General features: G+C 35.1%; 16 protein-coding genes. 11 read left to right on the top strand and 5 right to left on the bottom strand.

Annotated features, from left to right (window positions below):
- Window positions 1-307 precede the first annotated feature (307 nt).
- From AB3M96_RS11720 to AB3M96_RS11690, 7 genes are all read left to right on the top strand, one after another.
- Window positions 308-478 (top strand): YpmA family protein, encoded by a 171-nt coding sequence (locus tag AB3M96_RS11720; RefSeq protein WP_412967790.1) that lies wholly within the window; start codon window positions 308-310, stop codon window positions 476-478.
- A 13-nt stretch (window positions 479-491) separates the two neighbouring features.
- Window positions 492-962 (top strand): cell wall elongation regulator TseB-like domain-containing protein, encoded by a 471-nt coding sequence (locus AB3M96_RS11715; protein WP_412967789.1) that lies wholly within the window; start codon window positions 492-494, stop codon window positions 960-962.
- A 19-nt stretch (window positions 963-981) separates the two neighbouring features.
- The gene (locus AB3M96_RS11710) at window positions 982-2,169 is read left to right on the top strand and encodes a pyridoxal phosphate-dependent aminotransferase (protein ID WP_412967788.1); all 1,188 of its coding nucleotides are present in this window, start codon (window positions 982-984) and stop codon (window positions 2,167-2,169) included.
- Window positions 2,170-2,372: 203 nt separating this feature from the next.
- A complete protein-coding gene (asnS, locus tag AB3M96_RS11705; protein WP_412967787.1) occupies window positions 2,373-3,665 on the top strand; it encodes an asparagine--tRNA ligase in 1,293 nt (430 codons plus the stop codon).
- A gap of 200 nt (window positions 3,666-3,865) precedes the next feature.
- Entirely contained in the window at window positions 3,866-4,579 is a 714-nt protein-coding gene (locus AB3M96_RS11700) for a DnaD domain protein (RefSeq protein ID WP_412967786.1), read from the top strand.
- Between the two features lie 25 nt (window positions 4,580-4,604).
- Window positions 4,605-5,264 (top strand): endonuclease III, encoded by a 660-nt coding sequence (gene nth / locus AB3M96_RS11695; protein WP_412967785.1) that lies wholly within the window; start codon window positions 4,605-4,607, stop codon window positions 5,262-5,264.
- Entirely contained in the window at window positions 5,257-5,652 is a 396-nt protein-coding gene (locus AB3M96_RS11690; protein WP_412967784.1) for a YpoC family protein, read from the top strand. Before nth ends, AB3M96_RS11690 begins: the two co-directional genes overlap by 8 nt.
- Window positions 5,653-5,706: 54 nt before the next feature.
- Here AB3M96_RS11690 and AB3M96_RS11685 read toward each other — a convergent pair whose 3' ends face one another.
- Window positions 5,707-8,250 (bottom strand): PBP1A family penicillin-binding protein, encoded by a 2,544-nt coding sequence (locus tag AB3M96_RS11685; RefSeq protein ID WP_412967783.1) that lies wholly within the window; start codon window positions 8,248-8,250, stop codon window positions 5,707-5,709.
- A gap of 24 nt (window positions 8,251-8,274) precedes the next feature.
- Window positions 8,275-8,874: a Holliday junction resolvase RecU gene (gene recU / locus AB3M96_RS11680; RefSeq protein ID WP_412967782.1), complete on the bottom strand. Its 600-nt coding sequence runs from the start codon at window positions 8,872-8,874 to the stop codon at window positions 8,275-8,277.
- 205 nt (window positions 8,875-9,079) lie between these two features.
- Between recU and AB3M96_RS11675 the strand changes: the two genes are divergently transcribed.
- The 4 genes from AB3M96_RS11675 (at window position 9,080) to AB3M96_RS11660 (ending at window position 11,770) form a co-directional block, all read left to right on the top strand.
- Window positions 9,080-10,096, top strand: coding sequence for a DUF2515 domain-containing protein (locus tag AB3M96_RS11675; protein ID WP_412967781.1), 1,017 nt, complete (start codon window positions 9,080-9,082; stop codon window positions 10,094-10,096).
- A 493-nt stretch (window positions 10,097-10,589) separates the two neighbouring features.
- Window positions 10,590-10,847 carry a hypothetical protein gene (locus AB3M96_RS11670; RefSeq protein WP_412967780.1) on the top strand — a complete coding sequence of 86 codons (258 nt, stop codon included), beginning with the start codon at window positions 10,590-10,592 and terminating at the stop codon, window positions 10,845-10,847.
- A 29-nt stretch (window positions 10,848-10,876) separates the two neighbouring features.
- The gene (locus AB3M96_RS11665) at window positions 10,877-11,233 is read left to right on the top strand and encodes a YppE family protein (protein WP_412967779.1); all 357 of its coding nucleotides are present in this window, start codon (window positions 10,877-10,879) and stop codon (window positions 11,231-11,233) included.
- Between the two features lie 150 nt (window positions 11,234-11,383).
- On the top strand, window positions 11,384-11,770 hold the full coding sequence (locus AB3M96_RS11660) for a YppG family protein (RefSeq protein ID WP_412967778.1): 387 nt from the start codon (window positions 11,384-11,386) through the stop codon (window positions 11,768-11,770).
- A gap of 52 nt (window positions 11,771-11,822) precedes the next feature.
- On the opposite strand, the gene AB3M96_RS11655 is transcribed toward AB3M96_RS11660, so the two are convergent.
- Genes AB3M96_RS11655 through AB3M96_RS11645 form a run of 3 tightly spaced genes read right to left on the bottom strand, consistent with a single transcriptional unit; the run spans window position 11,823 to window position 12,479 of the window.
- Entirely contained in the window at window positions 11,823-11,969 is a 147-nt protein-coding gene (locus tag AB3M96_RS11655) for a hypothetical protein (protein ID WP_412967777.1), read from the bottom strand.
- 35 nt (window positions 11,970-12,004) lie between these two features.
- On the bottom strand, window positions 12,005-12,256 hold the full coding sequence (locus AB3M96_RS11650) for a sporulation protein (RefSeq protein ID WP_412967776.1): 252 nt from the start codon (window positions 12,254-12,256) through the stop codon (window positions 12,005-12,007).
- Window positions 12,257-12,272: 16 nt separating this feature from the next.
- A complete protein-coding gene (locus tag AB3M96_RS11645; protein ID WP_412967818.1) occupies window positions 12,273-12,479 on the bottom strand; it encodes a hypothetical protein in 207 nt (68 codons plus the stop codon).
- Window positions 12,480-12,505 lie beyond the last annotated feature (26 nt).

Raw genomic sequence — 12,505 nt, 5'->3', positions numbered from 1 at the left:
ATACGAGGCAATCCTTAGTGCCGCCGCAGGAGGGGGTGAAGCAACCTCTGGCGCTGAGCTAGACACCGAAATTTGGTATAAACATTTATACTTTCTTATCTTGTAAAAAAAGACCTGTCAAAAATGACAGGTTAAGGGCATGGGATAAGGAGTTATTTTAGTTAAAATTTATTTCGAATATGGTAATTCACCTGTTATAATGAGGTAAGACAACTTCAACGTAATGTTGTAGTACTACTATTGTTACCGCTCACCTATTATCGTATGAGTAGTAAAATTTGTGATGAATTGAAGGGAGAGCTTACTTGTGGAAAGTAAGATAGAAATTTTATCAACAGTAAAAATACAGAATACACCTGACTTATATAAGATAGTTGACAGTCTTAATCGAACATTGAAGCATGACAACTTGATGTTTGGGCTTGCTCTAGACAAAGAGGATCAAAATACAGCAGTTTTTACAATATATCGTACATAAAGAAGTGTATGTTATGAAAAAGTGGATAATCCTTATACTTATTATACTCATAATTATTGCTTGGAGAGGTTTTAGTATTTATAAATCAACACTGGAACCTGTTGAAACCGCACAAGCAAAAGCAAATACAATTGCTTTGGAAAAGACAGAGTTGGAAACAGTCATAGAAAGTTATACATATTATGGAACGTCAGCATATCAAGTTGTAGTTGGAAGTAATAAAGATAATCAAGAAATGATAGTGTGGATCCCTGAAAAAGACGGAGAAATTATTACCCGTTTTATGGAAGAAGGAATTTCTGAGAAGGAAGCTGTAAAAATCGTAAATAGTGAACGAAATCCTAAGGAAATTCGTTCTGTTAAATTAGGTATCGAAGATAATATTCCAATATGGGAAATCGTTTATATTGCAAATGACAACCGCTTAACCTATCATAAGTTGTATTTTGAAACAGGTAAATATCGTAATTCAATTAAACCTTAAATACACAGGGGGAAAAATCATGAAATTAGCAAATCGCGTAGCAGCACTCACTCCTTCATCTACATTAGCAATTACAGCAAAAGCGAAAGAATTAAAAGAAAAAGGTCTTGATGTTATTGGTCTAGGTGCAGGAGAGCCGGATTTTAACACACCAGAACATATTATTGAGGCTGCTATAGCTGCAATGAAAGAAGGTCAAACTAAATACACGGCTTCTGCAGGTCTTCCTGCCTTGAAAAAAGCAATTTGTAAAAAACTTTTAGACGATCAGCAGTTAGAATATATGCCAAACGAAGTCATTGTTGGAACTGGGGCGAAATTTGTTTTGTACTCCTTGTTCCAAGTACTCTTGAACAAGGATGACGAAGTGATTATTCCGATACCTTACTGGGTTAGTTATCCTGAACAAGTTAAGCTTGCAGAGGGAGTACCCGTTTATATAGAAGGTACAGAAGCAAACGAATATAAAATAACTGTTGAGCAGCTTGAGCAGGCAATTACACCTAAAACAGTTGCTCTAATCATAAACTCTCCCAGCAATCCTACTGGTATGCTTTATTCAAAAGAAGAGTTAACAGCAATTGGGGAATTATGTGTAAAGCATAACATCTGGATAATCTCGGATGAAATATATGAGAAGCTAGTCTATGGGGATGCCAGTCATTTTTCAATTGCCCAAGTGAGCAAAGAAGTTAAATCGAAAACAATTGTAATTAACGGTCTTTCAAAATCTCACTCAATGACAGGATGGAGAATTGGGTATGCAGCTGGACCAAAGGAACTGATAAACAGCATGACAGACTTGTCTAGTCATAGTATTTCTAATCCAACTACAATTGCTCAATATGCATCGATTGCAGCTTATGAAGGTTCACAGGAACCTGTTGAGATGATGAGAAAGGCTTTTGAAGAACGATTAAATGTCATATATGAGAAATTAATTACTATCCCTGGAATTACTTGTATTAAGCCACAGGGGGCATTTTATTTATTTCCAAACGCTAAACAGGCAGCCGAACTATCGGGTTATAAAGATGTAGATGAATTTGCTACTGCGTTATTAGAGGAAGCTTTGGTTGCGGTTATACCAGGATCTGGCTTTGGAGCACCTAATAACATTCGTTTATCATATGCAACTTCACTAGAGCAATTAGAAAAAGCAGTTGATCGCATTCATAAATTTGTTCAAGAAAAAATGACCAAGTAATTTCCTAAGGCATCTCTTCACTAGATGCCTTTTCAAAATGAAATACAAAATTTTAAAATGGATTATGTAAATTACGGTAACTTATTTCTAGGAATACAAAGGCATTCCTAGTCATTCCTTGATTCAGTTATATAAGAAATGTATAATATAAAAGAATTTAGTTAGAACTATACATAAGGCTTAAGGGTTTTGGAGGGACAGTAGTGAAAACAACTATATCGGAAGTTAATAAATATGTTGGAGAAGAAGTAACAATTGGAGTTTGGTTGGCAAACAAGCGTTCAAGCGGTAAAATTGCTTTTTTACAACTTCGTGATGGGACAGGCTTTATTCAGGGAGTTGTGGTAAAGGCTGAGGTGGAAGAAGAGGTATTTCAGAAGGCAAAATCGATCACTCAGGAAACATCGCTATATGTAAGTGGTACTGTAAGAGAAGATGAGAGATCTCCGTTTGGCTATGAATTAACAGTTACAAATATACAAATTATTAATGAATCAGTGGATTATCCTATTACACCAAAAGAACATGGTACAGAGTTTTTAATGGATAATCGTCATTTATGGCTTCGCTCAAAGAGACAGCATGCTGTAATGAAAGTTCGAAATGAAATTATCCGCTCTACATATGAATTTTTTAATGATAACGGATTTGTAAAAGTTGACCCACCTATTTTAACAGGTAGCGCGCCTGAGGGAACAACTGAGCTTTTTAATACAAAATATTTTGATGAAGACGCGTACCTATCTCAAAGTGGTCAGTTGTACATGGAAGCAGCAGCAATGGCGTTAGGAAAGGTATTCTCCTTTGGACCAACTTTCAGAGCAGAGAAATCTAAAACTAGACGTCATTTAATTGAGTTCTGGATGATCGAACCTGAGATGGCATTTTATGAACATGATGATAGTTTGAAAGTACAAGAAGAATATGTTTCTTATATCGTTCAATCAGTATTAAAAAATTGTCAATTAGAATTAAAGACATTAGGCCGGGATACATCAAAACTTGAACATATTAAGGCACCATTCCCACGTATATCGTATGATGATGCTATTAAATTTTTACATGAAAAAGGCTTTACCGATATTCAATGGGGAGATGATTTTGGTGCTCCGCATGAAACTGCCATTGCAGAAAGTTACGATAAGCCAGTATTCATCACTCAATACCCAAAAGGAATCAAGCCGTTTTATATGCAACCAGCTCCAGATCGTGATGATGTCGTACTATGTGCTGACCTAATTGCTCCTGAAGGCTATGGAGAAATTATTGGTGGCTCAGAGAGAATTCACGATTATGAGTTGATGAAGCAAAGATTAGAGGAGCACGGTTTAACAAGTGATGCATATAAGTGGTATCTTGAACTAAGTAAATACGGAGCTGTTCCACACTCAGGCTTTGGGTTAGGCTTAGAAAGAACTGTAGCTTGGATAAGTGGAGTGGAACATGTACGTGAAAGCATACCTTTCCCACGTCTATTAAATCGCTTATATCCTTAATAAAATTTTTAAAAGTGTCTTGAAGATTATTTCAAGACACTTTTTCTTTGTCATTTTCCACTCTAAAAACCATTTACTTTTTTACATAATTTGTAGTTGTAATTAACAATACTATGAATTTTATTCAATTCACCAAATATTTCTTACTTAGTCGTATAGACAATCTCATGTTATACTAGGTAAGGAAGAGGGGTATGTGTATGAATAAAGATAATCTGATAGATTTTTTCGAACAAGGAAGTATTTCAATTCCTAAAATACTTATGTCTTCGTATCGACAATTACAATTAAATGAAGAAGAAATGATGGTTCTTTTTCATATTTTAACTTTTATGGAGAGTGGTAACTTTTTTCCGACTCCTATTGAAATAGCTAGTAGAATGACACTTTCAGAATCAAAATGTTCTGAAACACTGCGTCAACTTATTCAACGCGGGTATCTTGAAATAAATGAGGATAACGATGAAAATCGCGTAATATATGAAAAATACTCTTTAAGACCACTATGGGAAAAAGTGGTGCAGTTTCTTTTTTATAAATCGATGAATGAAGATAAAGAAAAAAAAGAGCAAACTGAAACAAACTTATATACGGTATTTGAACAAGAATTTGGAAGACCACTATCCCCATTTGAATGTGAGTCACTTGCTATGTGGTTAGACCAAGATCACCATGATCCGACAATAATTAAGGCAGCGTTAAGAGAAGCTGTTATGTCCGGAAAGTTGAATTTCCGCTATATAGACCGAATCTTATTTGAATGGAAGAAGAACGGAGTCCGTACTATTGCTCAAGCTCAGTCTCATTCACAAAAGTTTCGTCAGTTTCAACATAAACAAAAGCAGGCTGATACAAACAACAATTCTGAACAATATAAACGCACAATACCGTTTTATAATTGGTTGGAAAATTAATTAGCTCTTAGAACAAGGTGATTATATGCTTACGAAAAAACAAATACAATTTTGCTTAGATACAATGGGAGAAATGTTTCCAGAAGCACATTGCGAATTAAATCACAGAAATCCATTTGAATTAGTTATTGCAGTGTCTTTATCGGCACAATGTACCGATGCATTAGTAAACAAGGTAACTGCATCTTTATTTGAAAAATATAAGACACCTGAAGATTATTTAGCAGTGTCTTTAGAAGAGTTACAAAATGATATACGTTCAATCGGGTTGTTTAGAAATAAAGCAAAAAATATCCGTAAATTATGTCAAATGTTACTTGAAGAATATGGTGGCGAATTACCAAGGGATAGAGATGAATTAACTAAATTACCCGGTGTAGGAAGAAAAACAGCGAATGTTGTTGTTTCTGTAGCATTTGGGATTCCAGCAATTGCTGTAGACACACACGTGGAAAGAGTAAGTAAACGATTAGGTTTTTGTAAATGGAAAGACTCTGTACTAGAAGTTGAAAAAACTTTGATGAAAAAGGTTCCTGAGGAAGAATGGTCAGTAACTCATCATAGAATGATTTTCTTTGGAAGATATCATTGTAAGGCACAGTCACCACAATGTGAGATTTGTCCTTTGTTGGAGGTCTGTAGGGAAGGTAAGAAGCGAATGAAGGGGAAAGAGAAGGTTGGATAACTATCAAACTCTAGAAGTAGTTACAGACGACGATAGAGAAAGTGCAGTTGCTTTACTTCTAACAAACTGGGAAAAACAAAAGACGAGCCTTAGCGCACTTTTTAGCGCTAGAAATAAATCAGCTGTTGCAGAATTGATGTGCGCGTCAATTCACCAGTTTTTAATTTTATTATCCATAACAAACCTTAAGGACTTCACTAGTGAAGAAAACCTTATTGAAGAAGCGAATAGTCTAGAATATAAACCAATTAACTTTACTGAACGTTTCGAGTTTATTAAAAACAATCCAAAACTCCATCATTCATTTGTTCAATTGTGCGAACTTTACAATGAACAAATAAAACTATATGCTAAAAGCAAGATTATAAGATCAAAGCAAAAAAAATAACGCACGTAAATGTGCGTTATTTTTTTTTTGCAGTTGTTGTATTAAATTTTGTTTTTAGCGATCATTACCATTTCCAGGGGGATTGGGGGGGAAAGTAGGTAATCCAATACCTCCCACTCCATCGCCTTCTCCACCGTCACCATCGCCATTTCCGTTCCCATCACCTTCTCCGTCACCATCGCCATCGCCATCACCATTTCCTGGTGGGAGTGGTTCTTCAAGTTCTTCTTCAGGTAGTTCAGGTACCTCAATGGTATTTGTAATTGACTCACTTCGTTTTTCAGGATTTTCATCACTTACGGCCACAACACTAAAGCTATAAATCGCTCCTGGAATTGCATCTGGAACAACGTATGTGAGTTCTTTAGTTGTAGTCAGTACTTTTGCAGGTCCTTCATCGATTGAGACACTTATTTCAAAGCTAATTTTCTCAAGCTCAGCCTCAGAGTAAGCCCACGAGAGATTTATTTGATTCTGAACTTGGTCATACATAACAGAAAGGTCTGTTGGTGTAGTTAACTTATCGTATTTGTCAGAAACCTCTGTTGGTTCTGTTCCTTTGACAAAGTATTCATAAACAATTTCTTCTTTAGGTGTAAACTCACTAGGAAGCTTAGCTGGGTCTGAACCTTTTTCAACTCCAACACGAACAACAGATTTAGGCATTGGGAAGTCCCCAGCATCATCACCTTCAGAAACATGTGTAATGATGTCTCTGAATAATTTCTTAGCCATATTCTGTTCGCCACCTTGAATTGGTGTGTTATTGTCCTTATAACCAGTCCAAATAGCGACTGTATAGTTTGGTGTATATCCACTAAACCAGACATCTGGTACCCCAGAAGTAATATTATTCTCCTTAGCAACTGCAGGGTCATAATTCGTTGTACCAGTTTTACCGGCAATTTGTAATCCTGATACATCATATCCACGTGCAGACCCAAAGTCCAGCACTGATTTTAACATATCTGTAATCAGAAATGCGGTCGCTTCTGACATAACTGGTTCTGGTTCAGGTGCTAAATTGACCTCGGTATCATCAGGAAAAACAATTTTCTTTACGGCATGTGGTTTAATATAATTTCCTTTATTACCAAATGCGGCATATGCTCCTGCCATTTGAAGAGGAGAGATACCACCTTCAATACCACCGATAGAGTACGCTTCATTAATTTGTTCCTCTAAAGGTATTCCTAAAGAAACAGCAAAATCTCTGGCTTTAGAAGGGCCAACTTCCTGGAATGTTTTCAGAGCAGGAATATTTCTAGAATGTGCTAAGGCAGTTCTAATACTAATTTGCCCCATGAATTTTCTATCATAGTTATTTATTGCTTTACCACCTGTATAGGTATACGGTTCGTCCTTGATTTGATGGTAAGTTGACCATTTGAACTGCTCAACAGCAGGTCCGTAATCAATAATTGGCTTTATAGTAGACCCTGGTTGGTTAAGTGGATCGACAGCAAAATTAATCCGAGAGTTCGCTGATTGATTTCTACCACCACCTAGGGCTCTGATTTCTCCGGTTTTAGTGTCAACAACTGCAATTCCAGCCTGAAACTCATCGTTAGGGAATTGAATATCAGGATTTTCATTTGCAAGCAGTGAATCAACGTGAGCTTGAGCATCAGGGTCAAAGGTTGTATAAATCTTAACACCTGAATTGTAAACATCAATTTCTCCATATTCTTTAAGTTCATTCTTTATTTGATCAAGAAAAGAATCAATGGGTAGAGATTCTTCTGTTGACTCCACAATTGAAGAGGATAATGGAATCTCTTTTGCAGCTTTTGCCGCATCCTCAGTTATAAACTCATGACGTGCCATAAGAGTTAAGACGACATTACGTCTGTTTTGTGCTCTTTCTGGATTTTTAAATGGATTATGAATTCCTGGGTTCTGTCCACTTCCTGCAATAAAAGCTGCTTCGTGAAGCTCAAGTTGGTCCAATGGCTTTCCAAAATATAACTCTGATGCCTGGGCAACTCCATATGTATTACCCACACCGTAGTAAATCTTGTTTAAATACATTTCCAGGATTTCATCTTTAGAATATTTACGTTCTAACTGAAAAGCAAGCCAGAGCTCTTGTACCTTTCTTTTCAGTTTTTTCTCACCTTCAGTAAAGAAGGAATTTTTAATTACCTGTTGGGAAATTGTACTTGCACCTTCAGAACCATATCCATTGGTAATATTGGCAATTACTGCCCCTCCTAGACGGATAATATCCAAACCATGATGCTCATAAAAACGAGCATCTTCAACTGCTAATACAGCATTTTTTAAATCCTCAGGTATCTCATCAAGAGGTACATAGGTCCTCTTTTCTGCTCCAAATTCGAAAATTTGCTCACCATTTATGTCGTATACTTTTGAAGATAATGGGTCTTTAAGTAAAGAATCATCTAATGGCGGAGTTCCACTCGCAAGAACAAAAAATGTTGTTACACCGGTTACAATACCAATGATACCTAGTGCAAAACATATCAATAATATTCTTTTGAATAGTGAATGTTTAGGTTTTTTAGTACTTTTCTTCTTGGTTTTGCTACCTTGAGCATGTCGACGTTCTTCACGTGTTTTATATTTTTCAGACATACTTTATTCCTACCTTTCAGTGCTTTAAAAATAAAGGTGATTAATTACTTTAATATAATCGATTCTTGGATGGTAGCCGATTTCTAATAGATGACCGAATGTTTCGATTTCCTTCTTGGTGATTGATTTTCTACCATCAGCGTTTTGTCGTTCCCAGAATGATAATAAATGTGAAGCATCAAGATAGTAAATTTCATCTAAGACGGTAAAACGTAAGATGACAAAGCAAATTCCACCTTGCTGTAAAATATCGGACATATGCTTAATCTGATGTTGATGAAAGTTTTGCAGAGGAAAAGATGTTTTATTCCTTGTCTCCTTAGCTTCAAAATCGATATATCGCCCTTTATAAATACCATTATAGTCAGTTGTGGATGCTTGTTTAAAATATGCCTCTTTAATCACAGCAGCACTTCTTTTGGGATAATCAACACTAACAATTTGTACAGGTGTTGGTTTTTTGTGAATCACAGCAATCTTGTGTTCTAGGTAGTAGACATTGGTTTCATTAAGGTCTTCCTCTAACGTCATACCCCTGTTACTATAGAGCTTTTGTTTTAGATAAGGTGTCTTTTTTACCTCCTGAGGTTTATAGATTTTCCCATTGGGATAACGGAACTCCATTATACTCCCCCCTTAAAAAACCTATAATCTATCATATCAGAAAATGCCATGAAATAGTTTAAAGAAATTATCTCAGGACTTACAACTACATTACTGGTCTATATCCGATTACGTACACTATACCATACTATACGAGTGAATATATAGGTTTATGGCGTTTTCTCAGCATGAGGTTGGTTACACTAATAGGTGAGGTGCTTTGACTATGATTACAGGTAATTCAACAATTGCAGATATTGAAAAACAGGTAAGAATAAGGAGAAAGAAAAAGCATGTTTATTCAAATTTTGAAAGAGGAATAATTAACGAGATACAGAAAAGCACAGATAAAGGGAACCTAGATAATATCTCAAGAACAAAATCATATGCAGGATATTTTCAAAAAAATAATGATATTAAATGGTCATTTCTAGCGAGTATGGTATCAAGAAATGCAGGATGGAATATGACGGATTTGGAAGGTGAATGGTTTCCAAAGGTTTTAACAAATAATGAAAGGAAAATGGTGTTTTTAACCTATGAAAGAGCAAATTGGCTCATTTTTTCTGATGCTTATCCGCAGTTACTAATTTATCAATACTCTAAAGAGTTTAATATACCTTTGTTTTATCTGCTAAAATCCTTTTCAGTTTCAACATTTATTGAGGCGGAGTGGGAGTATTATTGGAGATTTCGAGAGGGGAAGAGGTTAATTGCTTCTCAAATTATAAATGAGCAAAATATTATTCAAATGCCAGTGATTGAACAACCAATATATAAGAGAAAGGTATTTAGGACCCTTTTTTATAACCTACAGGATTATTTGCATTTCAGTTCTGTAGTTTTCCCAACATTAGGTGGCAGGTTGTATGGATTCTCAGTTCATGACTTTACTAACCTAAATCAAAGAATAGAGCTTGGGAAAAAGCTAGCTGAACTATTATTCGATCAAAAACTCTTTGCATCCTTTTATCAATTTTCTAAAAAGGTTGAGCATACTGGATCAAGATTTGATTATGAACGTTTTATCATTGGGAAAAAATTTCGTAATACACCTTTTTTACGGACAACTTATCCCGTGATCAAACATCATAGAGATGAAACTAAGGATTGGTACAGAGGTAAACGAAATAAGAGGTGGTTTCATGAAGTCAAACTAGATAGTCAGTTAGATATAACAGATTGGTATTTAAAGAAACAAAAGCAACTACAAGCGGGAATCCTTTTGAAGGAATTATTTTAGTAAGCCATTGTTGTAATTCATGTAAAAAAGTTTAAATTTCATTCCTTTCTAGATATGTGTAATTATAGATCTTGTGCCGCTAGTTTTTCTTAATAAAAAACAAAGGCTGAGAATTCAGCCTTTGTATGTAACGTTCCATGTCATATTCTTATTCTGCTGGTCGGTTAGGTCCTTCTAATTTTTTATCCCCATAACCTGTTGCAGTTTCTTCATTTGGTCTTTGTTTGTTTTTCTTCTTGTCTTTTTTAGCCACGGATAATTCACCTCCTACAACTAGTGTGAGCAACTTCATAAGATAACATTCCCTTGGTTACAAGATGTTTACCGGAAATCTAAAAGCTAGAGGAGAGGATAAGGAATGTCGAATTGGCAACGATATGCATGTGGAAAACCACTTTCTTTGACGAATAGAAACTAGTTTTGTCAAGTGTGAAGGAGTTAGAGAAAGAGGCTAGAATACATTTGGAAAAGAGTACTGAGGAGGATGAAGGTGTTGAAAGAACAACTATCCAATAAAGACATTGTACTGGACGGACTGGACGAAATTATTTTAACTTTATCTAAAATGGAAAAGGTCTTACAAGCAGAGGTTAATCAATCTGCATATGAAGAAGGAAATAAAAATCTGCAAAAAGTAAAACAAATAGAAAATCAATTACTATCAGTAGCAAAAGTGGATTATGATAATAAGGAACAGAATAATTCAAAAGAAAAAACAGGACGCTCTTTTCACTTAACATATAGCTATTAACAAGGTATGATATATGTTGAGGTGAGAGTATGTATACAGAATTGCTGGCAAAGTCAAAATTATTGAAGGAGCTCTGCAATCAATCAGTAGCCAGACATGAAGAAGTCAAGACACGTGAAACTTATGAAGCAGACTTTTATAATGATGTAAAGCCGTTTGTTGATGATGTAATGAAAGTGGCGGATAGCTGGAGTGAGCTGTCAAAGGCTTGGATTATAAGTGAGAGACCCAAAAATATCCATATAAATCAGATTGATGCAACTCATGAGAATATACAATTAATCTCAATTCAAAGTTTTTACACCGACACGAAAGAAAAACGATTTAAGAATATGTACGAATCAATACTGTACGTACTCGATAGTATTATAGATAATCTTTCATAATTACTGACGATTAAGATGCCTTTAAAAACGGGTATCTTTTTTATATGCCGATTTTTAGACAGGTACCTAGAAAACAGAGTCATTAATTACACAAAAGACCTACCTTTTTCATAAACTGTAACAAAGAATATATAGGAGGTTTGTTCCGAAATGTATTATAACAATAGGAGGAAAGAATATACAGCTAGACAGTATGGTTACTCTTGGCCATATTATAATCAACCAAATTATCAGCATTTCACAAATGGATATCTCCCATACCCAAATAACTTCACAGCGTTTCCTCAAGTACCTTTTCAACCAAACAGTTTTCAAGGACATATGCAATATAGTCCTTATCCAACACCGTACCCTATGCAACAGGGGATTCCTACAAAGCAAGAACAAAAGGCGGTTCAAGGGATACTTTCACAGTTTAAGAAAAAGGATGGAACATACGATATTAACAAAATGATGGATACAGCAGGACAAATGATGGGAGCAGTTAACCAGGTAAACTCGATTGTTAAAGGGTTAACTAAAACTTTTAAAGTGTAATATATAGTAAAAGAAAGCTGTTCTTGTACAGCTTTCTTTTACATTCATAATATTATTTTTTGCCATTTTTTTCATTGTATTGTTTAGCTAGCAATTGCAAAGCTTCATTGTATGATAAACCAGAATTTGCATTTAATATCTTTACCTCTTCCACATTTGTGTCAGAATATTGCTTAGTGCTAAATCCTTTAGAATTCATGTTTTCACCTTCAATTTTTCATTGTACAAAATGGATTAAGTTAGTAATTCGTATACCTCATTTAATTCTTGAACACGTTTAAAATCCCGTTCCTCCATAGCATAATTAATCTCATCTGGGAGAACATGATTCAAGAACTCAATTTCTTGATCATTAAGGTCTCTAACAAATGCCTCTTCAGAATGATATTGATGTTTCATAATCTTCGTTAAAATTGTTTTTGATGCTTTTTGTTCTTCATCGTAATTTGAGATAGCCTCAATTAAATAGCCTAGTGTTTTATCCAATGTATATCACCATTTCCTATGATTCTTCAAAATAAGATGTAAAGGACTGTTTTTTAGACTCAGAGTCTGATTCTTTATAATAAGGATTATCTTCTACAGCACTTTTAGGATCGAGATTTGTTTTAATAACTAGGAAGGGTTGATCACCAGCATCTGCAATAATTCTGTCGTTTAATTCCTTAAAATCAGGCATGTTTTTATTCCCAGGTTGTTTGTTTTCCAAGATAGCACCTCCTAAGTGTATCTTGC

This window comes from Ferdinandcohnia jepli (assembly GCF_047246645.1).
In the GTDB taxonomy this organism is placed as follows: Bacteria; Bacillota; Bacilli; order Bacillales; family Bacillaceae_L; genus Ferdinandcohnia.
This window is presented reverse-complemented; position numbering and strand designations above follow the sequence as displayed.